This is a genomic window from Clavibacter michiganensis (assembly GCF_016907085.1).
GTDB classification, from domain to species: Bacteria; Actinomycetota; Actinomycetes; order Actinomycetales; family Microbacteriaceae; genus Clavibacter; species Clavibacter michiganensis_O.
This window is the reverse complement of sequence record NZ_JAFBBJ010000001.1, coordinates 2,956,267-2,981,740: the sequence shown is the minus strand read 5'-3', so window position 1 is coordinate 2,981,740 and position 25,474 is coordinate 2,956,267. Positions and strand designations below refer to the sequence as shown.

Here is a 25,474-nt window from a genome sequence, read left to right as displayed (position 1 = left end):
CGAGCGTCCCCGCTCAGCTCCGCGCCGCGCCGTCGCCCGCCATCCCGCGGGTCCCCGCCGCGGTCCCGTCCGCGACCGCCCGGATGACGGCGGCCGCCGTGCGGAGCTGCTCGGCGGTGAACCCGTCGAGCGCCCGGTCGACCTCGACCTGAGCGCCCTGCAGCACGTCCATCACGCGCGCCCGGGACACGGCGGTCGGCCGCAGCGTGACCACCCGCCGGTCGTCGCTCTCGCGGCTCCGCCCGATGTGCCCGCCGCCCTCCAGCCGGTTGATGAGCGCGGTCGTGGCCCCCGAGGTCAGGTGCAGCCGTTCCGACAGGCGGGCCGGCGACAGCGCCCGGCCGGCGGTCTCCGCCCAGATGACCTCGGCGAGGGCCGTGGTGTCCGTCGTCGGCAGCCCGACGGCCGCGGCCAGCTGCCGCACCGACTCGTCGAACGCGGTCGTGTAGTCCCGCAGCCGCTCGAGCACCTCGGAGCGGTCCCCCGGGACCGCGATGGTGTGGGACATGTCGTGATCCTCCGAGTCGCCCAGAATACTTCACCATGAAGCATCTACGCCATAGAGTCTACTCGCGCCCGGGATCCCGGGGCAGCCCGACGATCGAGGAGATCCCCCATGGCCGACACCACCCACCACCGCCCGAGGGTCCTCGTGACCGGAGCCAGCATCGCCGGACCCGCGCTCGCCTGGGGCCTGCACCGCGAGGGCTTCGACGTGACCCTCCTCGAGCGTTCGGCCGAGCAGCGCCAGGCCGGGCAGAACATCGACGTGCGCGGCCTCGGCCGCGACGTCCTCCGGCGCATGGGCATCGAGGACGTCGTGATGGCGAACCTCACGGGCGAGGACGGCACGCGCTTCGTCGACGAGGACGGCCGCGTGATCGCGACCTTCCCCCGCGCGGAGGGCGAGGACGGGCCGACGGCCGAGGTGGAGATCCTGCGCGGCCGGTTCGCGGGGATCCTCGTCGACCTCGTGCGGGACGACGTCGCGATCCGCTACGGCGACCTCGTCACGGGCGTGCAGCAGGACGCGACGGGCGTCGACGTCGAGCTCGCGAGCGGATCCCGCGAGCGCTACGACCTCCTGCTCGTCGCCGAGGGCCGCAGCTCCCGCACGCGTCGACTGGCGTTCGCCGAGGAGACCACCCTCCGCGACCACGGCGTGAGCATCGCCTACGGGACGATCGACCGGATCCCCGGCGACACCGGCTACTGGGACTTCCTCACGGGACGCGGCGCGCGCAACGCGACCATCCGGCCGGACGACGAGGGGACGATCCGCGCGAGCCTGTCGTTCGAGTCGGAGCCGTCCGGCTTCGAGCAGCTGCCGTTCGACGCGCAGATGACCGTGCTCCGCGCGCGCTTCCGCGGCACGGGCTGGCAGGTCGAGCGGATCCTCGACGGCTTCCAGTCCCGGCCGGACGAGTTCTACACGCAGCGCATGGAGCAGGTGATCGTCTCGACGTGGGCGAAGGGACGCATCGCGCTCCTCGGCGACGCGGCGTGGGGATCCGGCCCCACCGGCATGGGCACGACCCTGTCGCTGGTCGCCGCGCACGTGCTCGCGGGCGAGCTGGGACGCGCGCTCGCGGATCCGGCCGACACCTTCGCGGCCGCGTTCGCGCGCTACGAGGGGCAGCTCCGCCGCTACGCCGACAGCGCGCAGGGGCTGCCGCCGGGCGGCGCGCGGCTCACGCACCCGTCGTCGGCGATCGGGCAGCGGGTGCTGCGCGGCGCCGTGCGGGTGGCCGCGTCGCGGCCCGTCCGCGGATTCGCCGACCGCTTCCTCCTCACGAGCGCGCGCCACGCGCCGACGCTCGCCGCCTACCCGCGGCTGCGCGGCTGACGGTCGGGGCCCGGGCGGCGGCTCTTGGCGAGCTCATCGGATCGCCATGGCCGGCCCATCGGACCGCCCGGCACGGTGGTGCCGTCCCGATCGCCGGGACGTCCGACCAGGAGGTACGACCCGTGACCCGCATCCCCGAACCCGACCGCACGCCCGACGGCCCCGCCTACGAGGGCCGGCTGCTCGCCCGCGCCGACGAGGAGGTGGTCGACCAGGGCGCCGGCTTCGACCTGCGCACCCTGCTCAGCCGCCGGGCCGTGCTCGCCTACCTCGGGGCGGGCATCGGATCCGTCGCGCTCGCGGCCTGCACGGCCGGGGCCGCGGGATCCGGCGGCACGGCGAGCGCCGCCGCGTCGAAGGGCGAGATCCCCGACGAGACCGCGGGGCCATACCCGGGCGACGGATCCAACGGACCGGACGTCCTGGAGCGCTCGGGCATCGTCCGCAGCGACATCCGCTCGAGCCTCGACGGCGGCACCACCGCGGCGGGCGTGCCCATGGCGCTCACGCTCACGATCCTCGACACCGCGAACGGCGACGTGCCGTTCGCGGGCGCCGCCGTCTACGTCTGGCACTGCGACGCCGCGGGCGGCTACTCGATGTACTCCGACGGGATCACCGAGGAGACGTACCTGCGCGGCGTGCAGGTCGCGGGCGACGACGGCTCGGTGTCCTTCACGTCGGTGTTCCCGGCCTGCTACTCGGGCCGCTGGCCGCACATCCACTTCGAGGTCTACCCGACCGTGGACGACATCACCGACGCCACGAAGGCCATCGCGACCTCGCAGGTCGCCCTGCCGGAGGACGCCTGCACGACCGTCTACGCGCTCTCCGAGTACGCCGGATCGAGCGCGAACCTCGCCCAGGTCTCGCTCGACTCCGACAACGTGTTCGGCGACGACGGCGGCGCCCTGCAGCTCGGCCAGGTGACGGGCGACGCGACGTCCGGCTACCGCGTCGCGCTCACGGCCCGCGTCGACACCGCGACGACGCCGACGGCGGGATCCGCGCCCGCGGGCGGCGGCGGCATGGGTGGTCCGGGCGGCACCCCGCCGGGCGGCGACCGCTAGGGGGGTCGAGGCTCAGACCCCGTCGGAACCGACCCCGGGGGCCCGCCCACGTGCCGCCTGCAGCGCCGCCCAGCGCCGGTGCGCGAGGACGTGCAGGACCAGGGAGCCCGCCCCGGCGACCGCGAGCGCGGCCGCGAGGATCCACAGGCCGGAGTCGCCGCCGATCGCCGCGACGACCGCGCTCACGACGGCCAGCGCCGCGAGGCCGATCCCCACGGCGAGGAGCCCGTTCGTCGGCGCCTCGAGCGGACGGGGCGCGGCGCCGGGCGCGGGCACGCGGTCCCACGTCACGATGAAGAACGTCGCGATCGGCCCGAGGACGATCGAGACGAGGAACCAGTTCCACCGGGATCGGCCCTTCTGCTCCGCGAGCCCCGCGTTCACGAGGGCGAGCGTGAGCCACCCGGAGCTGCCGAGCCACGACCCGTCGAGCACTGTCTGATCCATGCCTCGACCGTATGCCACGGCCGCCGCCCGACGACGGCCCGGCTATTTCCCCACCCGCTCCACTACCCTCGATCCATGCACAGAACCGCGCGGGAGCCCGCTCCCGACAGCCACAGTCCCGGCGCCCGGACGACCCCGGGCACGCCCCGCACCCTCCACGCCACCGGACCGACCGACGGCCTCTCGACCGCCACCCGCCCGACCGGCCCCCGCTCGTGAACGGCGACCTCGTCCTCAACATCGTCCTGGTCGTGGTGTTCGTCCTCGTCGGCGGCGTGTTCGCCGCCACCGAGATGGCGCTCGTCACCCTCCGCGAGGGCCAGCTCAACGCCCTCGCCGCCCGCGGCCGCCGCGGCGAGAAGGTCGCCGCGCTCGCCCGGAACCCCAACACCTTCCTCGCGGCGGTGCAGATCGGCGTGACCGTCGCCGGCTTCGCGTCGGCCGCGTACGGCGCCTCGTCGATCGCGCCGTCCGTCGTCCCGGTGCTCGAGTCGTGGGGCCTGGAGTCGGGCCTCGCGTCGACGATCGCGACGCTCCTGCTCACGCTGATGATCGCCTACCTGTCGCTCGTCCTCGGCGAGCTCGCGCCCAAGCGGCTCGCCATCCAGCGGAACGCCGGCTTCGCGTACGGCGTCGCGCCCGTGCTCAACGGCTTCGCGATCCTCATGCGCCCGGTGATCTGGCTCCTCTCCGTCTCGACCGACCTGGTAGTCCGCCTCCTCGGCGGCGACCCGCACAAGACCGGCGAGGAGATGAGCGAGGAGGAGCTCCGCGACATCGTCTCCAGCCACGAGGGCCTCCCGGACGACGAGCGCCGGATCCTCGACGACGTGCTCTCGCTCCGCCACCGTCAGCTCAGCGAGGTGATGAAGCCGCGGCCCGAGATCGCCGCGCTCGACGGCACCGGCACGGTCCGCGAGGCGGGCATCGACGTGCAGGACCGGCCGTACTCGCGCTACCCGGTGGTCGACAAGACCATCGACGACGTCATCGGCTTCGTGCACGTGCGCGACCTCTACCAGGCGATCGCGGCGGATCCCACGCGGCCCGTGTCCGAGATCCTCCGCCCCATCCCGTATCTCCCGGCGACCGCGCGCGTGCTGCCGACGCTCACGATGATGCGCGCCGAGGGCCACCAGATCGCGGTGATCGTGGACGAGTACGGCGGCACCGACGGCATCGTCACGCTCGAGGACCTCGTGGAGGAGGTCGTCGGCGAGATCTTCGACGAGTACGACACCGACTCGGCCGCACGCGACCTCGCGGAGGACGGCGGCACGATCGACGGCCGCCTCAACTTCCAGGACTTCGAGGAGGCGACGGGCGTCAAGCTCCCCGACTCCGCGTCCGACACGGTCGCGGGCTTCGTCATCGAGAACCTCGGCCGGCTCGCGCAGGTCGGCGACACGGTCGAGGTCGACGGCGTGACCCTCCAGGTGACGGCGCTCGACCGGCGGCGGATCTCGGAGATCCTCGTCGTTCCGCGGGAGGAGCCGGCGGACGGCGACGACGAGGGCGCCGGGACGACCGAGCGCAGGACGGCGTAGCGGCGCCGACGGGGTCCGGCGTCGGGCACTCGGCCCCGGCGACGGCCGCGCGGGTCAGGGCAGCGGGATCACGCGGTCGGGCACGGTCCTGCCGCCGACCTCGGCGCGGCCGTCAGCGAGCAGCCGCGTGACGAGCTCGCTTCCGCGGCCCTGCGTGATGCGGAGGTCGCGGCCGAGGTGGGCCGTGACCCGGAGGGCGGCGGATCCGGTCGCCTCGTCCTCGTGGACGCCGAGCGCGGGAGCGGACATGCGCGCGCGGATCGTGCCCGCGGCCTGGTCGATCCACGCCCAGGCGTAGAGGTGGTCGACGCCCGACGCCGCCGCGAGGGCCGGCAGGTCGAGGGCCAGCAGCTCCGCGACGGATCCCATGGAGTGCCAGGCGAACTCCGGCCCCCACGCGGGATCGGCGGTCACGCGCACCTCGTCCCCGGCGCGGTCCACGCGCACGATCCCCGCGGGCACCCGCAGGTGGTCCACGTCGATCCCGCGCGACGCCAGCCACCACGCCGTGCCGACGGTCGGGTGCCCGGCGAACGGCAGCTCGCGCGCGGGCGTGAGGATGCGGATCGCGGCCCCGAGCGGATCCGCGCCCGGCGCGTCCACCGCGTCGACGAAGACCGTCTCGCTGAAGCCGAGCGCCTGCGCGATCGCCTGCTCCCGGCCGTCCGTGCGCGGGGAGGCGAGCACGATCCCGAGCTCGTTGCCGTGCGCGCCGTCCGCGTCCGCGAACACCCGCACCACGTGCACCTCGCCAGGCCGCACGCCGTCGAGCGCCACGACCGGGCGGCCCGTCACAGCTTCGCGTAGCGCGCGCGAGCGCCGCAGTACAGGCCGTACGCGATGAGGCCGAGCCCCGTGATCGCGAGCACGGCGACGCCCGCGGGCAGCCCCGCGAGCGACTGGAGCGCGCCGTCGAGGCCGGTGGCGCGGCTCGGATCGGCCGTGACCGCGCCGATGACGAACAGCACGCCGACCGCGACGAGCGCGACGCCCTTGGCGATGTAGCCCGCGACGCCGAGCGCCGTGATCCCGCGCCCGAGCGAGCCCGACGGCACGGAGATGTCCTCCCGGAAGCGCTTCGTCGCGCCCTTGAAGCCGAAGTAGACGCCGACCGCGACGACGGCGAGCCCGAGGACCACGAGCAGCACGACGCCGCCGGGCGCCGCGAGGAGCCGCGCGCTGAGCGACTGCGTCTGCTCGGACGAGTCGCTGGATCCGCCGGTCGCGAAGCGCAGCGCGGTCGCCGCGATCGCCAGGTACGCGACGGCCTTGCCGAGCTCCTTGGCGCGCGCCGCCCAGGTGCGCTTCGCGTCCTCGCCGCGCGCGAGCACGGTCTCGACGAGCTGCCAGAGGCCGAGACCGAGGAGCCCGACCACGACGACCCAGAGCAGCACGCGACCGCCCGGCGATCCCGCGATGGAGCCGAGCGCGCCGGACTGGTCGGCCTCGCCGCCGCCGCCCGTCGCGAGGCGGAACGCGACCACGCCGATCAGCAGGTGCAGGAGTCCGTTGACCGCGTGCCCGAGGCGCGCGGCGACGGCGAAGCCGGGCGAGCGCTGGAGGCCCGCCGCGGCGCCGGTCGCGCTCACCGCGAGGACTCGGGAGCGGAGCGGCCCGTGAGCTTCGCGGTGAGGCCGCGCGCGACCTTCTTCACCGGTTCGAGGGGCGCGGGCGCCGGCGGCTCCGCGTCCTCCTCGTCCGGCTCCATCACGATCTTCCAGGCGGTCCAGGCCACGGCGGTGAGCGGCACGGAGAGGATCGCGCCGATGATGCCGCCGAGGATCGTGCCGGCGGTCAGGGCCAGCAGCACGACCAGGCCGTGGAGCTTGAGCGCGTTGCCGAGCACCACGGGCTGCAGGAAGTTGCCCTCGATCTGGTTCACGGCGACGACGATGACGATCACGATGATCGCCGTCAGCAGGTCGTTGGTCACCAGCGCGACGAGCGCAGCCAGGATGCCCGCGACCGTGGCGCCGACGATCGGCACGAACGCGCCGATGAACACCACGAGCGACAGCGGCAGCGCGAGCGGCACGCCCAGGATGAAGAGGCCCGCGCCGATGAAGACGGTGTCGACGAGCGCCACGGTCGCCGTGCCGCGGATGTAGCCGCCGAGCACCTTCGATCCCTCGTGACCGACGCGCACCGCGCGCTTCCGGCCGCGACCGCGGAACGGGCGGATGAAGAAGGCCCAGATCTGCGGCCCGTCCTTGACGAAGTAGAAGAAGACGACGAGCCCGAGGATCGCCCCCGTGACGACCTCGGCGGCGACGGAGACGCCCGCGATGGCGCCGGATCCGAACTGGCTGCTGGTGAGGAAGTCCACAGCCGACTGGCGGATCGAGTCGATCTGCGCGGAGTCGATGGGCAGCCCGCCCTCCTGGATGAAGGACTGCAGCTGGTCGATGCCCTCGCTGGTGGCCTTCACGAGCGTCGGCCACTGGCTCTGCACGCCGAAGACGACGGCCGTGATCGCGCCGCCGAACAGCACGAGCCCGGTGAGGAGCGCGATGGCCGCGGCGAGCGCGTCGGGGACGCCGCGGCGCTCCATCCAGAGCACCATCGGGCGCACGGCGCACGCGAGGATCAGCGCGATGATCACCGGGATCACGACGAGCTTGAGCGAGATGGCGGCGTACACGATCGCGATGGCGACCACGAGGACCGCCAGGATCTGCACGCAGCGGATGGAGAGGCGGCCGAGCTTGTCCTGCCAGACGGACTGCGGGGTGGTCATGCGCTCCACCCTACGGGCGGGCGGGCCGCGCGACCGGGCCGCGGCCAGGCCCGGACACCCGCGTGACCGGCCGATACCCTCGACCCATGGGACCCCGCCTCTCCGTCGTCCGCGAGGGCGCGCTCGACGTCGCCGACCACGAGGGGATCGCGGCGCTGCTGGCCCTCGCCTTCCCCGACTTCGCCGAGGGCTACGCCGGCGCGCGCAGCTGGGCGGGCGCGCAGCCCGAGCTGCGGATCCTCGTGCACGACGGTGACGAGCTCGTGGCGCACGCCGGGATCCGCCGCCTCTTCGTGGAGCTGGGCGACGGCCAGGGCGACCCGGCCGACGACCTGCTCATGGGATCCACCGGCATGGTCGCCGTGCACCCGGCTCGGCAGGGGCAGGGCCTCGGCACGCTGCTCGCCGACGGGATCCGCGGTGCGCTCGCCCGCCTCGCCGTGCCCTTCGGACTGCTCGAGACGGGCGCGGAGACCACCGGCTACTACGCGCGGCACGGCTGGCTGACGCTCGACGGCCGCACCGGCCACTACAACGGCTTCACCCTGCTCGGCGCCGCGGAGGTCGTGCACCAGGACCACGGCTGGATGATCCTGCCCGTCACCTCGCCCGCCGACGCCTTCCCCGTGGGCGACCTGCACGTGAACGGACAGCTGGTGTGAGCGCGCCCCGTGCCGTGATCCGCCGCGTGCGCGCCGAGGACTGGCGCGAGTACCGCGCCCTCCGCCTCGAGATGCTCGAGGACACCCCGCTCGCCTACCTCGAGACGCTGGAGAGCGCGCTCACACGGCCCGACTCCGACTGGCAGAGCCGCACCCTGCGCGCGTCGCGTCCCGGCAACACGGCCTATGCCGCGGTGGATCCCACGACGGGTCGCTGGCTCGGCGCGATGAACGCCTACGTCGGCACCGACCCCACCCGCGTGATGCTCGTGAGCGTCTACATCACGCCGTCGGCGAGGGGTCGCGCCGCGGGCGTCACCGACATGCTCCTCGACGCCGTGATCGCCTGGGCCCGCGACCGCCCGCACGCGCAGGCCCTCCGCCTCGAGGTGCACGAGGACAACCCGCGCGCCCGCGCCTACTACGAGCGCCGCGGCTTCGTCCTCACGGGCCGCAGCGTGCCGTACGCGCTCGACCGCACGCAGAAGGACCTGGAGATGGAGCTGCCGCTGGCGTGACGGGCCGGCGCAGGCCAAGCTGACCAGGAGCTGCGGGCGCCGATGCCGACGGCACCGAGGAGCCAGGATGTCGACCGGAAGAACCCCCATCGCCGCCGCGACCCTCGTCGTGCTCCTGCTCGCCGGCTGCGCCTCGGCCGCGACGCCCTCGGACCGGTCGTCCACGGCAGCGCCGACGGGATACCTCTGCGGCGGGGTCGCGATCCCGGCCGAGGCGCATGCGGCGCCCGTGCCGCTCGCGGAGACGAGCGCGGAGACGCGCCGCGCGTTCGAGGTCGCCACATGGGACGACGGCCGCGGTCTCGGGCTCCTGCCCGACGAGGGGTGGGCGCTCGCGCAGGAGTCCGCCGATCTGATAGCCCTGTTCCGGGACGCGCCCGGCCTCGAGGACCCCGGCAGCCCGGAGACCGCGGCCGGCAGCGAGGTGGCGGTGGTCATGCGGGCGTCTTCGGTGGCGGGCGGAGGGCCGGAGTGGTTCGTGTCCCAGCGGAGCGCGTGCGCCCTGCAGGTGGACCTCGGCGACCTCGGGGTCCCCGACGTCGCGCTCGCGTCGACGCCGGACCCGGCCTCGCGGGAGGTCGAACTCCTGGTGACGGAGAGCGGATGCGCATCCGGGCGGACCGCAGAGGGCCGCATCGAGGTCGTCGACCTCCGGCAGGACCCCGATCAGGTCGTGGTCACGCTCGGCGTGCGTCCGTTCCCCGGCGGACAGAGCTGCCAAGGGCACGGCGCGACCCCGTTCACGCTGGCCCTCGATGAGCCGCTCGGCTCGCGACTCCTGCTCGACGCGGGCTTCGCGGAGCCGCGCGCCGTGCCGACGGGCGGATGACGCGACGACGCCCGCCCCCTCACCGAGGGGACGGGCGTCGTGTCGTGCGATCAGCGGATCACCGCCGCGGCTCAGCGAGCCGCGACACCGACCTCCTCCGCGTCGCGCGTCGGGCCGGGGGTGGCCTCGGCGACGGGCGCGTCACCCGCGAGCGGCGGGAGGCCGGCGGCGACGGCCGCACCGAGCCAGCCGTCCACGTTCGTCCAGTACTGGATGACGCGGGCGCGGAGCTCGGCCGTGGTGACCTTGCTCACGTGGCCGACGATGTTGCCGACGAGGCGCTCGCGCTGGGCGTCGTCCATCGACTCGTTGACGAGCATCCGGGCCTGGACGAAGTCGTCGTCCTCCGCGTGCAGCGTGGCGGCCGCGCGGACTAGCTCGCCGTCCTGCTCCCAACCGGCGCTCTCCGCGGCGCGAGCCGGGTCGGCGTGCGCGCCGCCATGCGAGTTGGGCGCGTAGACGGGCGTGCCGGCGTCCTGGAACGTGTAGCGCCCCTGGCCGTCCTTCGAGTAGCTGTGCACGGGCGACTTCGGCGCGTTCACCGGCAGCTGCGCGTGGTTGGTGCCCACGCGGTAGCGGTGCGCGTCGGCGTAGCTGAAGATGCGCGCGAGGAGCATCTTGTCGGGGCTGGTCTGGATCCCGGGCACGAAGTTCGAGGGCGCGAACGCGGCCTGCTCGATCTGCGCGAAGTAGTTCTCCGGGTTGCGGTTCAGGGTCATGGTGCCGACCTCGATGCGCGGGTAGTCCTTCTGCGACCAGACCTTGGTGAGGTCGAACGGGTTGAACCGGTACGACTTGGCGTCCTCGTAGGGCATGATCTGCACCTCGAGCTTCCACTCCGGGTAGTCGCCGCGGTCGATGGCCTCGGTGAGGTCGCGGATGTGGAAGTCGGCGTCCTCGCCGGCGATCTGGTCGGCCTGCTCCTGCTTGAGGATCTCGATGCCCTGCTGGGTCTTGAAGTGGTACTTCACCCAGAAGCGCTCGCCGGCCGCGTTGATCCACTGGTAGGTGTGCGAGCCGAAGCCGTCCATGTGGCGCCACGAGCTCGGCAGGCCGCGGTCGCCCATGAGCCACGTGACCTGGTGGGCCGACTCGGGCGAGAGCGTCCAGAAGTCCCACTGCATGTCGTGGTCGCGGAGGTGCGAGCCCGGCAGGCGCTTCTGCGAGCGGATGAAGTCGGGGAACTTGATCCCGTCGCGGATGAAGAAGACGGGCGTGTTGTTGCCGACGAGGTCGTAGTTGCCCTCGTCCGTGTAGAACTTCAGCGCGAAGCCGCGGGGGTCGCGCCACGTGTCGGGGCTTCCCTGCTCGCCGGCGACGGTGGAGAAGCGCGCGAGCATCTCGACCTCGGCGCCGGGCTGGAAGAGGGAGGCGCGCGTGTACGCGCTCACGTCGCCCGTGACGCGGAAGGTGCCGAACGCCCCGCCGCCCTTGGCGTGGACGACGCGCTCCGGGATGCGCTCGCGGTTGAACTGCGCGAGCTTCTCGACGAGGTAGTGGTCGTGCAGCGGGATGGCGCCGTCGGGGCCGACGGAGAGCGAGTGCTCGTCGCTGGCGACCGGGGCGCCGGAGTCGGTGGTCGTGTACTTCTGGTCGGTCATGGTGTTTCTCCTGTCAGCGGTGGAACGGGGAGGTGCTGGCTCGGGTAGTCGGCCGAGGGGCGGGCCGGTGGCGACCGCTAGGCCGCGACGGTGGAACCGGGATCCGCGGCTGCGGTCCGGCATTCGGGGCACAGGCCCCAGTACGTCACCTCGGCGCTCGCCACGAGGAACCCCGCCGAGTCGGACGGCGTGAGGCAGGGGGACTCCCCCACCGCGCAGTCCACGTCGACGATCGTCCTGCAACCTGTGCACACGAGGTGATGGTGATTGTCGCCCGTCCGGCGCTCGTAGCGCGCGGATGATCCCGCGGGCTCGATGCGGCGCACGAGACCGGCGGCCGCGAGCGCGCCGAGCACGCCGTAGACCGCCTGGATGCTCGTGCCGGGGAGCTCGCCCTTCACCGCGCGGAGCACCTCGTCGGCGTCCGAGTGCGGTGCCGCGTCGACCGCGGTGAGGACGGCCACGCGCGGCCGGGTCACGCGGAGGCCCGCCTCGCGCAGCGCGGCGCGCAGGGCGTCGGCGTCGAGGGGCGGCGCGTGGTGGTGCGCGTGAGCGGTGGGCATGGCCGCAGTCAAGCACACTTCCCTTGAGCGATTCAAAACAACGCGTGAACGCGGCGCGTCGCGGACAGGAGCGTGCCTAGGCTCGAAGTGCGGCCCATCCGGCCGCAGGAGATCGGAGCACCGCATGAAGCACATCCACACCGGCACGGGCCTCGACGTCGGCCGCATCGGCCTCGGCTGCATGGGCATGAGCGCCTTCTACGACGGCGCCGGGCAGGACGAGGCGGAGTCGATCCGCACCCTCCACCGCGCCGTCGACCAGGGCGTCACGCTGTTCGACACGGCCGAGGCGTACGGGCCGTTCACCAACGAGCGCCTGGTCGGATCCGCGTTGAAGGACCGCCGCGACGACATCGTCATCGCTACCAAGTTCGGCCTCCTGAAGCACGCGCCGGGCAAGGACGCCGAGGACTACGAGCGCGGCATGGACAGCTCGCCCACGAGCATCCGCATCGCCGTCGAGGCCTCGCTGCAGCGCCTCGGGACCGACCGCATCGACGTGCTCTACCAGCACCGCGTCGACCCGGCCGTGCCGATCGAGGAGACCGTCGGCGCGATGAAGGAGCTCGTCGAGGAGGGCAAGGTCCTGCACCTGGGGCTCTCCGAGGCCGGGCCCGACACGATCCGCCGCGCGCACGCCGTGCACCCCATCTCGGTGTTGCAGAGCGAGTACTCCATCTGGACGCGCGACCCCGAGGCCGGCGTGCTCGAGGTGCTGCGCGAGCTCGGCATCGGGCTCGTCGCGTACTCGCCGCTCGGCCGCGGCTTCCTCACCGGCGCGATCTCGAGCGCGGCCGACCTGTCCGCGGCCGACTACCGCTCGTCGTCGCCGCGCTTCGCGGAGGCGGCCTTCGCGCAGAACATGCGCATCGTCGACGCCGTGAAGGCGGTCGCGGGCGAGCTCGACGCGACGCCCGCCCAGGTCGCGCTCGCGTGGATCCTCGCGCAGGGCGACGACATCGCCGTGATCCCGGGCACGAAGCGCGTGACGCGCCTCGACGAGAACGTGGCAGCGGATGCCGTGACGCTCTCCGCCGACCAGCTCGCGCGCCTGTCCTCGCTCCCGACCCCGGTCGGCGACCGCTACGAGGACATGTCGCCCGTCGGGCGCTGATCCGTCGACGCCTCGTGATGCGGGCCCGGTCGCCTCGGCGGCCGGGCCCGCGTCGTGGCAGCGGTGGATGCGGATCAGACCGCCTGCTCGAGCCCCCGGCGCCGGTTCGCGAGCACGGGCAGCGTGCCGCGCGCGGCCTCGACGGCCGACGGGTCGATGTCCACCACGAGCAGCTCCTCCTCGCCGCCGAGGCGGTGCAGCACCTCGCCGAGCGGGGAGACGACGGCGCTGCGGCCGATGCCGGTGGGCGCGCCGCTCGCGGGGTCGTGGCCGCGGGATCCGGCCTCGAGCGTCGCGGGGTCGCCCTGGCCGACCGCGACGACGAAGGTCGTGGAGTCGAGCGCGCGGGCCCGGAGCAGGAGGTCCCACTGGTCGGCCTTGCCGGGGCCGGCGCCCCAGCTCGCGCACACGATGCTGATGACGGCGCCGCGGTCGGCGCCCGCGAGGAACAGCGCGGGGAAGCGCACGTCGTAGCAGGTGGCGAGGGAGGCGCGAGTGCCGCCGACCTCGATCACGGCGACGCTCTCGCCCGGGTCGACGGCGTCCGACTCGCGGAACCCGAACGCGTCGAAGAGGTGGATCTTGTCGTACGAGCCGGCGCCCGCGGCGTCCTGGCCGGAGGGCCGGGCGACGAGGAGGGTGTTGCGCACGCGGCCTTCGACGCCGGGCGTGAACATGCCGGCGACGATCACGACGCCGAGGCGGTCAGCCACCGCCCGCACGCCCGTCGCCCACGGCCCGTCGAGCGGCTCCGCGATCTCGGGCAGCGGATTCCCGAACGCCCGCTGCGCCGCCTCCGGGAACACCACGAGCTCGGCGCCCTGCCGCGCGGCGTCCTCGGCGAACGCGGTGATCCGTGCGAGGTTCTCCCCGGGATCCGGCGAGCTGATGATCTGTGCGAGCGCGATCTTCATGGTCCTCCTCGTGATGTATACATAGCGTATGCGAGAACGGGCGGGCGATCCAGGCACCTCGGCGAGCGCCCTCTCCGGCCGCGAGCGGGCCTACGAGTTCCTGCACGCGCACGTCCTCACCGACCCGGACCAGCAGGGCGCGTTCCTCAACGAGCAGGAGCTCGCCGAGCGCATCGGCGTCTCCCGCACGCCCGTCCGCGAGGCCCTGCTGCTGCTCGCCGCCGACGACCTGGTGGAGATGATCCCCAAGCGCGGCGCGCGCATCCCCGTCATCACGGGCCGCCAGATCGCCGAGCTGATGGAGCTGCGCGGCGTGCTCGAGCGGCATGCTGCCACGAGCGCGGTGGAGCACGACCGCACGCCGCTCGACGCCATGCGCGAGGTGCTCGAGCAGCAGCGCGCCATGGTCGCGACGCCGCCGCGCGAGAGCGGCCGGGAGTTCATCGAGCACGACCGCCGCTTCCACCAGCTCCTGGTCGACGCCGCGGGCAGCGAGCTCATGAGCCGCACCTACGCGAAGCTCCGCGCCCGACAGATCCTCGTGGGCGTCGAGGCGCTCTACCGCGCCACCGACCGGCAGGACCGGGTCTGCGAGGAGCACGCCGGCATCGTCGACGCGCTGGCCGCGGGCGACGCCGAGGCGGCCCGCGACGCGATCGACCGGCACCTCGCCGTCACGCTCGACGTGCTGCTGCGCGCCTGACGCGGATCCGCCCGCCCCACAGCCGCGCACCTCAGTGCCAGGCCGCGAAGTCCGCCTTGCGGATCATGCAGTGGACGCCCTTCACCTGGTCCACGACCTGCGACACCTCGAAGTCGCCCGCCGCCGAGAGGTAGGCGAGCGCCACCGAGCGTGCGAGGTCGAAGCGCGCCGCGAGGAAGTCGACCGCGTTGCGCACGGCGTTCCGCATCGCGACGTCGAGGTCCACGTCCATGCCGGTGGGGATCCAGTGCGTCGCGTTCTCGAGCACCGGCTCCGCGAGCCCGCCCGTCGCGCGCCGCGCCTCGGCGCCCGAGAGGGTCGTGAGCCGGAGGGTCGCCCGCAGCGGCGCCTCGAACGCGGTGAGCGCGACCTCGCCGTTGCCCTGCGCGAAGTGCGGGTCACCCGTGGAGAAGAGGGCCTCGTCGGCGAGCACGGGCAGGTAGAGCGTCGACCCGGCGATCGCGTGCTTCACGTCGATGTTGCCGCCGAAGCGCCCCGGCGGCACCGAGTGGTGCGCGTCGGACCCGGGCGTCGCCACCGCCATGAGGCCGAGGAACGGCGCGAGCGGGAAGGCGAGCGTGCGGGCGTCGCCCGCGTGGATCACGCCGACGCTGCTCCCGGCGCGCTCCTCCACCCAGGCGAAGTGGCTGACGGATCCGCCGGTGATGATCGTGTCGACGTCGCGCGTGGCCAGCGAGTGCGGGTCGGCCGGCATCTCCCCGGCGAGCGCGCCGAATCCGTGCCGGTTGCTGATGAAGCCGTAGGGCACGCGCGGCGCCAGGTCGAGCACGTCGACGCGCAGCACGTCGCCCGGTCGCGCACCCCGGACGCCCACGGGACCCGTGACCACGTGCGGGCCGTCCGCCTCCGTGTTCGGGACGCCGCTCGCCGCGATGTCCACGGCGTCGTCGAGCACGCGGTCGCGCCCGACGCCGAACTGGGCGAGGTAGGCGACGGGATCCCGGCCCTGGTCGTCGAGGATCCCCTCGTGGCTGACGGTGTCGATCGTCACGGTCTCCCCCGACGCGACCGTCAGCGCGGGTCGGCTCTCCGCGGTCGGGAGCCAGCCCCAGCGGATCTCGTCCGCCCGCGACGGCAGGTGGTGCCGGCCGAGGACCGGTCCGGTGCCGGACTGCAGGACGCCGCCGCTCATCGCGTGCCCCCGCCCGGGATCCCGACGACCAGGTCGATCTCGACCGTCGCGCCGACCGCGAGCCCCGTGACGCCCACGCAGGTGCGGCTCGGCAGCGGCCCGGCGAACCAGGAGCGGTACTCCGCGTTGAAGCGGTCGAAGTCCGCGAAGTCGGTGAGGTAGACGCGCACCATGAGGGCGTCGTCGAGCGTGGCGCCGAAGTGGGCGATCACGGCCGTGAGGTTCGCGAGCACCTGCCGGGTCTCGGCGACGAGGCCGCCGTCGACGAGCTCGCCGGTCGCGGGATCCGTCGGCATCTGCCCGGTCACGTAGAGCGTGTCACCCCAGCGGGTGGCATGCGCGAACGGGCCGACCTGCGGCGGGACGCCCGTGGAGGCGTCGAAGGAGTGGACGGTGCGCGTCGTCATGGTCACGCCTCCGCCTGGTTCATGGCGTTCACGAAGCGCGCTGTGACGGGATCCCGCGGCGCGTCGATGACCTGGCGGGCCGGGCCGTCCTCGACGACGACGCCCCCGGCCATGAAGACGACGCGGTCGGCCACGTCGCGGGCGAACCGCATCTGGTGGGTGGCGATGAGCATGGTGAGTCCTTCTGTGTGTGCGAGACCCCGGATGACCGCGAGCACCTCGGCCACCAGCTCGGGGTCGAGGGCGCTGGTGGGCTCGTCGAGCAGCAGCACGCGCGGGCTCCCGGCGAGGGCGCGGGCGATCCCGACGCGCTGCTGCTGCCCGCCGGACAGGTGCCGCGGCAGCACGTCGGCGCGGGCCGCGAGCCCGACCCCGTCGAGCAGCTCGCGGGCGCGCGCCTCGGCGGCGGCGGGATCCATGCCGGCCACCCAGCGCAGGGGCGCGGCCACGTTCTGCGCTGCCGTCAGGTGATGGAAGAGGTTGAACTGCTGGAAGACCATGCCGACGCCGGCTTCCACCCGTTGGGCGGCGACCGCGGCCTCGGGCGCCGGGCGGCCGGATGCGTCGAGGCCGATGGGGCGTCCGGCCAGCAGCACCTCGCCGGAGTCCACGGTCTCGAGCCGGTTGACGGTCCGCAGCAGCGTGCTCTTCCCGGATCCGCTCGGGCCGAGGAGCGCGATCACCTCGCCCGCGCGGATGGTGAGGTCGATGCCGCGGAGCACCTCGTTCCGGCCGTACGACTTCCGCACGCCGCGCAGCTCCACGATGGACGGGCCGGGGACGCGCGCGGCGGGATCCGCCGAGCCGGCCCTCGCGGCGCCGCCCGGGCTCGCGACGGCCGCCTCGGCGACCGGATCCACCGCCGCGACGCCGCCGGCATCCGCGCCGCCCGACGCCGCTGCCCGGTCACGCCGACGCGGCACGAGCCGCGACAGGAACGACCTGCGGTGCGTGCGGTCGAGGTCGGCCGCGTCCTCGACGAGGAGCTGCGTCACCGTGATGATCCCCGTGAGCAGCAGGTACATCACCGCCGAGGCGAAGTAGATGCTGAAGTACTCGAACGTGCTCGACGCGAGCTGCTGGCTGCGGAGGGTGAGCTCGGGCACGGCGATGATCGACGCGAGCGCGCTGTTCTTCATGGTCGACACGGCCTCGTTCCCGAGCGCCGGGACCATCGAGCGCGCCGCCTGCGGCCCCACGACGCGGCGCATGACCACGCGCGGCACCATGCCGAGGGCGCGGGCGGCGGCGGTCTGGCCCGCGTCCACCCCGCGCACGCCCGAGCGCAGGATCTCCGCGAAGAACGCCGCCTCGTTGAGCGCGAGCGCGAGCGCCCCCGCCGCGATGGGCGACAGCACGATGCCCACGTGGGGCAGCGCCGTGAAGACGAACACGAGCTGCAGGATCAGCGGCGTCCCGCGGTAGATGACCGTGTAGGCACGCGCGAGGACGGCGAGCGCGCGGAACCGGCTGAGCTGCATGGCCGCGAGCACGCCGCCGACGAGCAGCCCGCCGACGAAGCCGTAGAGCGTCAGCTGGGCGGTGATTCCGATGCCCTGGAGGAGGTACGGGAGGGTGAGGTAGTGCAGGAACTGGTCCACGGGGATCCTTCCGGTGCCGTCGTCGGGTCAGTCCGTGGTGCTGAGGATGGTGGGCGCCTCGACCGCGTTCTCGTCGAGCTCCCAGTCGGCAGCGAGCTGCTGCTGCAGCCCGGAGTCCTGGACGGCGACGAGCGCGGCCTCCATGGCGTCGCGGAATCCGGTCTGCTCCTGGGGCACCGCGATGCCGATCTTGTAGTCGAGCGTCACCGCCGTGGCCTTGTCGAGGTCGTCCGGGTGCTCCTTCACGAAGCGGTTCACGGTGTTGACGTCGTTGATGTACGTGTCGGCCCGTCCCGCGAGGATCGCCTGCACGCAGTCCGCGTTGCCGTCGAAGAGGCTCACGGTCGGGGCCGCCTTCCCCTCCTTCTCGCAGTCGGCGGCGAGCCCCTCGACGAGCGGCACCTCCACGAAGCCCTTGTTGAGCGCGACCGTGGTGCCGCAGAGCGAGGTGTCGATCCCCGTCAGCTTCTTCGGGTTCCCCTTCGCGACGAGGAGGCCGTCGAAGACCTTCGAGTAGGTGATGAAGTCGGCGTTGGCCGCCCGTTCCTCGGTCGCGTAGATGTCGGAGATCACGAAGTCGGCCTGGCCGCTCGCCATGGTCGGGATCAGCTCGGCGAACGCGACGGGCACGTAGTCGACCGTGAAGCCGAGGCACGCGCCCATGGCCTCGCCGAGGTCGATGTCGAAGCCCTCGTAGACGCTCGGGTCGTCCGCGTTCACGGACTCGTAGCCGGGCGTGTGCGGGTTGATGGCGTTGGTGAGGGTCTTCCCTACCCAGTCGGGGTGCTGCTCGCGGAGGGCGGAGCACGTGGCCCCCTTCGCGAGGTCGGCGTACTTCGCGGCGGCGGCCTCGCCGCCCGCGCTGGCGCTGCTCGCGCAGCCGGTCAGGAGGAGGAGGGCGGCGGCGAGGGCGGCGGCACCGGGGAGCGCTCGGATCACGGGGGTCCTTTCGGGAGGGCGCGGCGACGGGGAGGGACGCCGCGTGACGAGGTGATCGGCCGGATGGTCGGACCAAGTGAGGGAGAAGGTATTCGGCGCGCGAGGACAGCACGAGCCCCGGTCGCGACTGGTAACAGCCTCTTCACACGGCCGAAACACCGGGATCCGACGCGAGGTCGGCAGCGAGCGCCGACGCCTATGCTGAGCGGACCGACCGCCGGGATCCGCACCCGGGCAGCACCCCGCGCACCGAGGAGACGCCGATGACCTCCTCCATCCCGGGCATGCGTCGGTCGCGCAACGTGCCCGTGGAGCTGGTCGCCCACCTCGAGCGCCTCATCGCCACCGGCGAGCTCGCCCCCGGCACGAAGCTGCCCGCGGAGCGCGAGCTGGCGCTGAGCATGTCCGTGTCGCGCTCGTCGCTGCGGGAGGCCATGCACGAGCTCGAGTCGAAGCACCTGGTGGAGCGGACGCCGGGCCGCGGGACCATCGTGATGCGACCGTCCGACGAGGTGACCCGGCTGCGGGGGCTGGTGCCCGACCGCATGTCGGCGGATCACGTCGCGGAGCTGCGCGAGGTCATCGAGCCGCGGGTGGCGGGCTTCGCGGCCCTGCGCGCGACGCCGGCGAACGTCCTGCAGCTGTCCGACGTGCTCGACCGCTCGAGCGAGGACCTGCGGCAGGCCGAGTCCCTGCGGCTCGACGTCGAGTTCCACCTGCTGCTCGCGCAGGCCGCGCAGAACCCCCTGCTCTCGGCGCTCTGCACGATGGCGAGCGACTGGACGGGCGACGTGCGCGCGCACTCGCACGCCACGCGACGCGGGCGCCGCATCTCGGTCCGCGGTCACCGGGCGATCCACGAGGCGGTCGCCGCCCACGACGTGGCGGGCGCGGAGCGCGCCATGGCCGGGCACCTGGCGGACGTGCGCGAGCTCATCGCGCGCGCCGCCCAGGACGACGACGGCGTCGGCGGTCCGCGGACCGCCGACGCCGCCGGGTGAGCCGGATCCCCCGGGTCAGCGCCCGCTGACCGCCGCCGCCACGCCCTCGGCGCCCGTGCGCACGTACTCCTCGTCCTCGGACACGTCCGAGTCGCGGCCCATCGCGAGGCCCACGAGCGTGAGCACGACCGCGGCCGTGAGGTACAGCGCGATGCCGACCCAGCTGCCGGTCTCCTCGTAGATGATCGTGAACATCAGCGGCGCGATGGCCCCGCCGATCACGCCCGCGATCGTGTACGCGAGCGAGGCGCCCGTGTAGCGGAGCCGCGGCGAGAACTGCTCGATGATGTACGCCGCCTGCGGCCCGTACATGAAGGAGTGGAAGAAGAGGCCGAGCACGATGCCCACGCCGAGCACGAAGGTCGACGAGCCGTCGGTGATCGCGAAGAAGACGTACGCCCACACGGCCGCGCCCACCGCGGCGGCGGCGTACACGGCCCGGCGGTTGATCCGGTCGCTCACGGCGCCCGCGAACGGGATCGTGAACAGCTGCACGGCGGATCCCACGAGCACCGCCACGAGCACCTGCGAGCGCTCGAAGCCGAGCGAGTTGACGCCGTAGGTGAGCGTGAAGACCGTGAAGAGCGCGTAGAGGACGTCGGGTCCGACGCGGGAGAGGATCGCGGCGACGAGCGGGCGGCCCTGCGTGCGGAAGATCTCCGAGATGGGCGCGCTCGGCCGGTCGCCGCGCTCCTGCAGCGCCTTGAACACGGGGGTGTCCTCGAGCTTCAGGCGGATCCAGAGGCCGAACGCCACGAGCAGCGCCGAGAGGAGGAAGGCCACGCGCCAGCCCCAGTCGAGGAAGTCCTCCTCGGTGAGCAGCACCGTGAGCAGCGCGAGCGCGCCGTTGGCGAGCAGGTTGCCGGCGGGCGGCCCGACCTGCGCGGCCGACGACCAGAACCCGCGCTTGCGTGGATCCCCGAACTCGCTCGAGAGCAGCACCGCGCCGCCCCACTCGCCGCCGACGCCCACGCCCTGAGCGAAGCGGAGCAGCACCAGGATGATCGGCGCCGCGAGCCCGATGGTCGCGTAGCCCGGCAGCACGCCGATGAGGAACGTCGCGATGCCGATGAGCAGCAGCGTGAGCACGAGGACGGGCTTGCGGCCCATCTTGTCGCCGAGCCGCCCGAAGACGAACCCGCCGACGGGGCGCGACACGTAGCCGACCGCGTAGGTGGAGAACGCGAGGATCGTCGCCGTGTAGGGGTCCGACGACGGGAAGAACACGACGGGGAACACGACGGCGCTGGCCGCCGAGTAGACGGCGAAGTCGTACCACTCGAGCGAGGTGCCGGTGAGGCTCGCGGTGAACGCCTTGACGAGCTCGCGGCGGGTGGGCTTCTCGGTCGCGGCAGCCGCGGCGTGCGCGCCGGATGCGGGCGCGGTCGCCGCCGGGGAGGCGGTGGGGTCGTCGGCCATGGGGCTCCTCGGGTGAGGGAGCCGGGCGGCGGATCCGGCGATCGGATCCCGCCCGGCGTCCGGTCGGTGTGCTGTATACAGTAGGCATACCGGAGCCCCGGCACCATGGCCGAGGCGCCCGGACCCGCATTTCTTCACACGCTCGAAACACCACCGGAGGACCGATGACCACCCTGCGCTTCCAGCTGCCCGACGGATCCACCCCGAGCGTCGAGGTCGTGTCGCTCCTCAACGCCGGCTACGCGGGCCGCGACCAGGCCGAGGTGCAGGCGCACATCGACGAGCTGGCCGAGCTCGGCGTGCCCGGACCCGAGACGACGCCCGCGCTCTACCCCGTCGCGCCGTACCTCGCGTCGCAGGCCGACACGGTGCCCGCGCAGCACGGCCGCACCTCGGGCGAGGCCGAGTGGGCCCTCGTGATCACCGACGACGACGTGCTCCTCACCGTCGCGTGCGACCACACCGACCGCGCCCTCGAGGTGCACGGCGTCGCGTGGAGCAAGAACGCCGGACCCGACGTGCTCGGACGCAAGGCCTGGCGCCTCGCCGACGTGCGCGACCGCCTCGACGCGATCCGCCTGCGCGGCTGGGTCGGCGAGGAGGGTGCCGAGGAGCTCATCCAGGACTCCACGCTCGCCGCGCTCCTCACGCCCGACCACTGGCTCGAGGTTCTCGAGCAGCGGGGGCTCCGCGTCCCCGGCACGGTGCTCATCTCGGGCACGGTCGCGATGGTGCCGGGAGTCGACCAGTTCGCGTCGCGCTGGCGCGTGCAGCTCGAGGATCCCGCCACGGGCGAGACCATCGACGCCGCCTACCGCGTGGAGCTGCTGCCCGAGGCGATCGGCTGATCCCTCCCCGCGCGCCGCGCGCCCGCCCCGTCGGCCCCGCCCGGCGGGGCGCGGCCGTCCGGTACGCTGAGCGCATCCACCCGCCTCCAGGAATCCGGAGTCCCATCGTGCCCACGATCGTCGTCGAAGTGATGCCCAAGGCCGAGCTGCTCGACCCCCAGGGGAAGGCCGTGGCCGGCGCCCTGGCCCGCCTCGGCAAGGACCGCTTCACCGGCGTCCGCATCGGGAAGCGCTTCGAGCTCACCGTCGAGGGCGAGGTGGACGACGCGCTGCTCGCCGACGTCCAGACCCTCGCCGCCGACATGCTCTCCAACTCCGTCATCGAGGACGTGATCAGCGTCCACGTCGCCGGGCTCGACGGCTTCGGCATCAGCGCCGAGGCCGACATGTCCTCGGGCAACGTCACCGACGAGCACACGGTCGCCGACGGCGGCACGGCCGACACCGACGTCGCCGCGCACCCGCTCCCCCACGGCTCCGCCGCGGCGGAGCAGCGCTGATGCGCGTCGGGGTCATCACCTTCCCGGGATCCCTCGACGGCCGCGACGCGCAGCGCGCCGTCCGTCTCGCGGGCGCCACCCCGGTCGCGCTCTGGCACGGCGACCACGACCTCCAGGGCGTCGACGCGATCGTGCTCCCCGGCGGCTTCAGCTACGGCGACTACCTCCGCGCGGGCGCCATCGCGGCCTTCGCGCCGATCATGCGCGAGGTCGTGGACGCGGCCGAGCGCGGCGTCCCCGTGCTCGGCATCTGCAACGGCTTCCAGATGCTCACCGAGGCGCACCTGCTGCCGGGCGGACTGATCCGCAACGAGGCCGGGAACTTCGTCTGCCGCGACCAGCGCCTCCGCGTCGAGGCCACCGGCACCGCGTGGACGAACGCGTTCACCGCGGGCGAGGAGATCACCATCCCGCTCAAGAACGGCGAGGGCGGCTTCATCGCCGACGCCGACACGCTCGACCGCCTCGAGGGCGAGGGCCGCGTGGCCTTCCGCTACCTCGGCGGCAACCCGAACGGATCCCTGCGCGACATCGCCGGGATCACCAACGCCCGCGGCAACGTCGTCGGCCTCATGCCCCACCCCGAGCACGCCGTCGAGGAGGGCTTCGGACCGGACACCCCGGCCGCCATGCGCTCCGGTGTCGACGGCCTCCGTCTCTTCACGTCCGTCCTCGAAGGAGTCCTCGCGCAGTGAGCGTCCACCCCGATCCCGCATCCGTCCCCACCGAGACCCCCGCGGGAGAGGGACGCAGCGCACGCCGCCACGTCGCCGACACCGTCGAGATGGCCGAGCGCACCCCCGAGAAGGAGCAGCCGTACGCGGCGCTCGGGCTCACGGAGGGCGAGTACCTCAAGATCCGCGAGATCCTCGGCCGCCGCCCCACGAGCGGCGAGCTCGCCATGTACTCGGTCATGTGGAGCGAGCACTGCTCCTACAAGTCCTCGAAGAAGTACCTGCGCCAGTTCGGCCAAAAGGTCTCCGAGTCCATGAAGAAGGACCTCATGGTCGGCATGGGCGAGAACGCGGGCGTCGTCGACGTGGGCGAGGGCTGGGCGGTCACCTTCAAGATCGAGAGCCACAACCACCCCTCCTACATCGAGCCGTTCCAGGGCGCGGCCACGGGCGTCGGCGGCATCGTCCGCGACATCATCTCGATGGGCGCGCGCCCCGTCGCCGTGATGGACGCGCTGCGCTTCGGCGACATCGACGACCCCGACACCGCGCGCGTCGTGCACGGCGTGGTCGCGGGCATCAGCTTCTACGGCAACTGCCTGGGGCTGCCGAACATCGGCGGCGAGACCTACTTCGACCGCGTGTACCAGGGCAACCCGCTCGTGAACGCGCTCGCGGTCGGCGTGCTCCGCCACGAGGACCTCCATCTCGCCAACGCGCGCGGCGTGGGCAACAAGGTCGTGCTGTTCGGCGCCCGCACGGGCGGCGACGGCATCGGCGGCGCCTCCATCCTCGCGAGCGACACGTTCGCCGACGGCGGCCCCACCAAGCGCCCCGCGGTGCAGGTCGGCGACCCGTTCGCCGAGAAGGTGCTCATCGAGTGCTGCCTCGAGCTGTTCGCGAAGGACCTCGTCGAGGGGATCCAGGACCTGGGAGCTGCCGGCATCTCCTGCGCCACGAGCGAGCTCGCGTCCAACGGCGACGGCGGCATGCACATCCGGCTCGAGGAGGTGCTGCTGCGCGACCCGTCGCTCACGGCCGAGGAGATCCTCATGTCGGAGAGCCAGGAGCGCATGATGGCGGTCGTGAAGCCGGAGAAGCTCGACGGCTTCCTCGCGGTCGTCCGCAAGTGGGACGTCGAGACGAGCGTGCTCGGCGAGGTCACCGACACCGGCCGCCTCGTCATCGACCACCACGGCGAGCGCATCGTCGACGTCGAGCCGCGCACGGTCGCGGTCGACGGCCCGGTGTACGACCGGCCCGTCTCCTACCCCACGTGGATCGACGCCCTCCAGGCCGACTCCGCGTCGCGCCTCGCGCGCCCCACCGTGCCCGACGACATCCGCGACCAGTTCCTCCAGCTGCTCGGCAGCCCGAACCTCGCCGACGCGTCGTGGATCACCGACCAGTACGACCGCTACGTCATGGGCAACACCGCCCTGTCGTTCCCCGACGACGCGGGCATGGTCCGCGTCGACGAGGAGAGCGGCCTCGGCTTCTCCGTCGCGACCGACGCGAACGGCCGCTTCTGCCAGCTCGACCCGTACGCGGGCGCGCAGCTCGCCCTCGCGGAGGCGTACCGCAACGTCGCCGCGTCCGGCGCCACGCCCGTCGCCGTGAGCGACTGCCTCAACTTCGGCAGCCCCGAGGATCCCGAGGTCATGTGGCAGTTCAGCCGCACGGTCGAGGGCCTGGCGGACGGCTGCCTGGAGCTCGAGATCCCCGTCACGGGCGGCAACGTGTCCCTCTACAACCAGACGGGCACGCAGGCCATCCACCCCACGCCCGTCGTGGGCGTGCTCGGCGTGATCGACGACGTCGCGCGCCGCATCCCCTCCGGCTGGCAGGACGAGGGCGACAACATCTACCTCCTCGGCGTCACGCGCGAGGAGCTCGACGGATCCGCCTGGGCCGGCACCGTGCACGACCACCTCGGCGGCGTCCCGCCCGTGGTCGACCTCGGCGCCGAGAAGGAGCTCGCCTCCCTCATCGCCGCGGGCGCCACGCAGTCGCTCGTCGCGAGCGCGCACGACCTCTCGGACGGCGGCCTCGGCCAGGCGCTCGCGGAGTCCGTGATGCGCTTCGGCGTCGGCGCGCGCGTCTGGCTCGACGGCATCGTGCAGCGCGACGGCGTCGACGCGGCGACCGCCCTCTTCTCGGAGTCCACCGGCCGGATGCTCGTCACGGTCCCCCGCGAGGACGACGTCAAGTTCCAGGGCCTCTGCGAGGGGCGCGGCTACCCCGTGCTCCGCATCGGGGTGACGGACGCGCAGGCGCCCGGCCTCGAGCTGCAGGGCCTGTTCACCCTGTCGGTCGAGGAGCTGCGCGGGATCCACCGCGCCACGCTCCCCGCCCGCTTCGGCACCGCCGTGGAGGCATGA

At 73.3% G+C, this 25,474-nt stretch carries 26 protein-coding genes and 1 pseudogene; 14 read left to right on the top strand and 13 right to left on the bottom strand.

Going from position 1 to position 25,474, the window contains the following annotated elements; genetic code table 11:
* Positions 1-13: 13 nt before the first annotated feature.
* Positions 14-508, bottom strand: a complete 495-nt coding sequence (locus tag JOE38_RS14195) for a MarR family winged helix-turn-helix transcriptional regulator (protein WP_204576860.1) — start codon at positions 506-508, stop codon at positions 14-16.
* Between the two features lie 108 nt (positions 509-616).
* On the opposite strand from JOE38_RS14195, the gene JOE38_RS14190 reads away from it, so the two are divergent.
* Positions 617-1,846, top strand: a complete 1,230-nt coding sequence (locus JOE38_RS14190) for an FAD-dependent monooxygenase (protein WP_204576859.1) — start codon at positions 617-619, stop codon at positions 1,844-1,846.
* 122 nt (positions 1,847-1,968) lie between these two features.
* The gene (locus tag JOE38_RS14185; RefSeq protein WP_204576858.1) at positions 1,969-2,916 is read left to right on the top strand and encodes a dioxygenase family protein; all 948 of its coding nucleotides are present in this window, start codon (positions 1,969-1,971) and stop codon (positions 2,914-2,916) included.
* A 12-nt stretch (positions 2,917-2,928) separates the two neighbouring features.
* On the opposite strand, the gene JOE38_RS14180 is transcribed toward JOE38_RS14185, so the two are convergent.
* Positions 2,929-3,363, bottom strand: a complete 435-nt coding sequence (locus JOE38_RS14180; RefSeq protein ID WP_204576857.1) for a hypothetical protein — start codon at positions 3,361-3,363, stop codon at positions 2,929-2,931.
* Positions 3,364-3,438: 75 nt separating this feature from the next.
* Between JOE38_RS14180 and JOE38_RS14175 the strand changes: the two genes are divergently transcribed.
* Positions 3,439-3,582, top strand: coding sequence for a hypothetical protein (locus JOE38_RS14175; protein WP_204576856.1), 144 nt, complete (start codon positions 3,439-3,441; stop codon positions 3,580-3,582).
* The gene (locus tag JOE38_RS14170; protein WP_204576855.1) at positions 3,579-4,910 is read left to right on the top strand and encodes a hemolysin family protein; all 1,332 of its coding nucleotides are present in this window, start codon (positions 3,579-3,581) and stop codon (positions 4,908-4,910) included. Before JOE38_RS14175 ends, JOE38_RS14170 begins: the two co-directional genes overlap by 4 nt.
* A gap of 54 nt (positions 4,911-4,964) precedes the next feature.
* Here the strand turns inward: JOE38_RS14170 and JOE38_RS14165 are convergent, their stop codons facing one another.
* From JOE38_RS14165 to JOE38_RS14155, 3 genes are read right to left on the bottom strand one after another with little or no spacing between them, the layout of a single operon-like run.
* Positions 4,965-5,705, bottom strand: coding sequence for a PhzF family phenazine biosynthesis protein (locus JOE38_RS14165; RefSeq protein WP_204576854.1), 741 nt, complete (start codon positions 5,703-5,705; stop codon positions 4,965-4,967).
* Complete coding sequence (locus JOE38_RS14160) at positions 5,702-6,499, bottom strand: DUF1206 domain-containing protein (RefSeq protein ID WP_204576853.1); 798 nt, start codon at positions 6,497-6,499, stop codon at positions 5,702-5,704. The genes JOE38_RS14165 and JOE38_RS14160 overlap by 4 nt, the downstream gene beginning before the upstream one ends.
* On the bottom strand, positions 6,496-7,647 hold the full coding sequence (locus tag JOE38_RS14155) for an AI-2E family transporter (RefSeq protein WP_204576852.1): 1,152 nt from the start codon (positions 7,645-7,647) through the stop codon (positions 6,496-6,498). Before JOE38_RS14155 ends, JOE38_RS14160 begins: the two co-directional genes overlap by 4 nt.
* Before the next feature lie 86 nt (positions 7,648-7,733).
* Between JOE38_RS14155 and JOE38_RS14150 the strand changes: the two genes are divergently transcribed.
* The 3 genes from JOE38_RS14150 to JOE38_RS14140 all read left to right on the top strand — a co-directional run bounded on the left by JOE38_RS14150 (position 7,734) and on the right by JOE38_RS14140 (position 9,656).
* Positions 7,734-8,309 (top strand): GNAT family N-acetyltransferase, encoded by a 576-nt coding sequence (locus JOE38_RS14150; protein ID WP_239544843.1) that lies wholly within the window; start codon positions 7,734-7,736, stop codon positions 8,307-8,309.
* Positions 8,306-8,827 (top strand): GNAT family N-acetyltransferase, encoded by a 522-nt coding sequence (locus JOE38_RS14145; RefSeq protein ID WP_307838889.1) that lies wholly within the window; start codon positions 8,306-8,308, stop codon positions 8,825-8,827. The genes JOE38_RS14150 and JOE38_RS14145 overlap by 4 nt, the downstream gene beginning before the upstream one ends.
* A 67-nt stretch (positions 8,828-8,894) precedes the next feature.
* A complete protein-coding gene (locus tag JOE38_RS14140; protein ID WP_204576850.1) occupies positions 8,895-9,656 on the top strand; it encodes a hypothetical protein in 762 nt (253 codons plus the stop codon).
* A 71-nt stretch (positions 9,657-9,727) separates the two neighbouring features.
* Here the strand turns inward: JOE38_RS14140 and JOE38_RS14135 are convergent, their stop codons facing one another.
* A complete protein-coding gene (locus JOE38_RS14135; RefSeq protein ID WP_204576849.1) occupies positions 9,728-11,257 on the bottom strand; it encodes a catalase in 1,530 nt (509 codons plus the stop codon).
* Positions 11,258-11,334: 77 nt separating this feature from the next.
* Complete coding sequence (locus JOE38_RS14130) at positions 11,335-11,820, bottom strand: Fur family transcriptional regulator (RefSeq protein ID WP_239544842.1); 486 nt, start codon at positions 11,818-11,820, stop codon at positions 11,335-11,337.
* A gap of 124 nt (positions 11,821-11,944) precedes the next feature.
* Between JOE38_RS14130 and JOE38_RS14125 the strand changes: the two genes are divergently transcribed.
* The gene (locus tag JOE38_RS14125; RefSeq protein WP_204576848.1) at positions 11,945-12,934 is read left to right on the top strand and encodes an aldo/keto reductase; all 990 of its coding nucleotides are present in this window, start codon (positions 11,945-11,947) and stop codon (positions 12,932-12,934) included.
* Between the two features lie 74 nt (positions 12,935-13,008).
* Here JOE38_RS14125 and JOE38_RS14120 read toward each other — a convergent pair whose 3' ends face one another.
* Positions 13,009-13,848, bottom strand: coding sequence for a carbon-nitrogen hydrolase family protein (locus tag JOE38_RS14120; protein WP_204576847.1), 840 nt, complete (start codon positions 13,846-13,848; stop codon positions 13,009-13,011).
* 28 nt (positions 13,849-13,876) lie between these two features.
* On the opposite strand from JOE38_RS14120, the gene JOE38_RS14115 reads away from it, so the two are divergent.
* Complete coding sequence (locus JOE38_RS14115) at positions 13,877-14,551, top strand: GntR family transcriptional regulator (RefSeq protein ID WP_204576846.1); 675 nt, start codon at positions 13,877-13,879, stop codon at positions 14,549-14,551.
* A gap of 31 nt (positions 14,552-14,582) precedes the next feature.
* Here the strand turns inward: JOE38_RS14115 and JOE38_RS14110 are convergent, their stop codons facing one another.
* From JOE38_RS14110 to JOE38_RS14095, 4 genes are read right to left on the bottom strand one after another with little or no spacing between them, the layout of a single operon-like run.
* Positions 14,583-15,704: an acetamidase/formamidase family protein gene (locus tag JOE38_RS14110; RefSeq protein WP_204576845.1), complete on the bottom strand. Its 1,122-nt coding sequence runs from the start codon at positions 15,702-15,704 to the stop codon at positions 14,583-14,585.
* On the bottom strand, positions 15,701-16,111 hold the full coding sequence (locus JOE38_RS14105; RefSeq protein ID WP_204576844.1) for a RidA family protein: 411 nt from the start codon (positions 16,109-16,111) through the stop codon (positions 15,701-15,703). The genes JOE38_RS14110 and JOE38_RS14105 overlap by 4 nt, the downstream gene beginning before the upstream one ends.
* Positions 16,112-16,113: 2 nt before the next feature.
* Positions 16,114-17,712: an amino acid ABC transporter permease/ATP-binding protein gene (locus JOE38_RS16070; RefSeq protein ID WP_204576843.1), complete on the bottom strand. Its 1,599-nt coding sequence runs from the start codon at positions 17,710-17,712 to the stop codon at positions 16,114-16,116.
* A 27-nt stretch (positions 17,713-17,739) separates the two neighbouring features.
* Positions 17,740-18,651, bottom strand: a complete 912-nt coding sequence (locus tag JOE38_RS14095; RefSeq protein WP_204576842.1) for an ABC transporter substrate-binding protein — start codon at positions 18,649-18,651, stop codon at positions 17,740-17,742.
* A 263-nt stretch (positions 18,652-18,914) separates the two neighbouring features.
* Here JOE38_RS14095 and JOE38_RS14090 point away from each other — a divergent pair, with 263 nt between their 5' ends.
* Positions 18,915-19,652 carry a FadR/GntR family transcriptional regulator gene (locus tag JOE38_RS14090; RefSeq protein ID WP_239544841.1) on the top strand — a complete coding sequence of 246 codons (738 nt, stop codon included), beginning with the start codon at positions 18,915-18,917 and terminating at the stop codon, positions 19,650-19,652.
* 15 nt (positions 19,653-19,667) lie between these two features.
* Here JOE38_RS14090 and JOE38_RS14085 read toward each other — a convergent pair whose 3' ends face one another.
* Positions 19,668-21,071, bottom strand: coding sequence for an MFS transporter (locus JOE38_RS14085; RefSeq protein ID WP_204576841.1), 1,404 nt, complete (start codon positions 21,069-21,071; stop codon positions 19,668-19,670).
* A 164-nt stretch (positions 21,072-21,235) separates the two neighbouring features.
* Here JOE38_RS14085 and JOE38_RS14080 point away from each other — a divergent pair, with 164 nt between their 5' ends.
* From JOE38_RS14080 to purL, 4 genes and pseudogenes are all read left to right on the top strand, one after another.
* Positions 21,236-21,919, top strand: a complete 684-nt coding sequence (locus JOE38_RS14080) for a DUF2848 domain-containing protein (RefSeq protein ID WP_204576840.1) — start codon at positions 21,236-21,238, stop codon at positions 21,917-21,919.
* Positions 21,920-22,026: 107 nt separating this feature from the next.
* Positions 22,027-22,266: pseudogene (gene purS, locus JOE38_RS15965) on the top strand (phosphoribosylformylglycinamidine synthase subunit PurS); the annotation flags it as partial.
* Between the two features lie 152 nt (positions 22,267-22,418).
* Positions 22,419-23,114 (top strand): phosphoribosylformylglycinamidine synthase subunit PurQ, encoded by a 696-nt coding sequence (gene purQ, locus JOE38_RS14070; RefSeq protein WP_204576838.1) that lies wholly within the window; start codon positions 22,419-22,421, stop codon positions 23,112-23,114.
* Positions 23,111-25,474 carry a phosphoribosylformylglycinamidine synthase subunit PurL gene (purL, locus tag JOE38_RS14065; RefSeq protein ID WP_204576837.1) on the top strand — a complete coding sequence of 788 codons (2,364 nt, stop codon included), beginning with the start codon at positions 23,111-23,113 and terminating at the stop codon, positions 25,472-25,474. The genes purQ and purL overlap by 4 nt, the downstream gene beginning before the upstream one ends.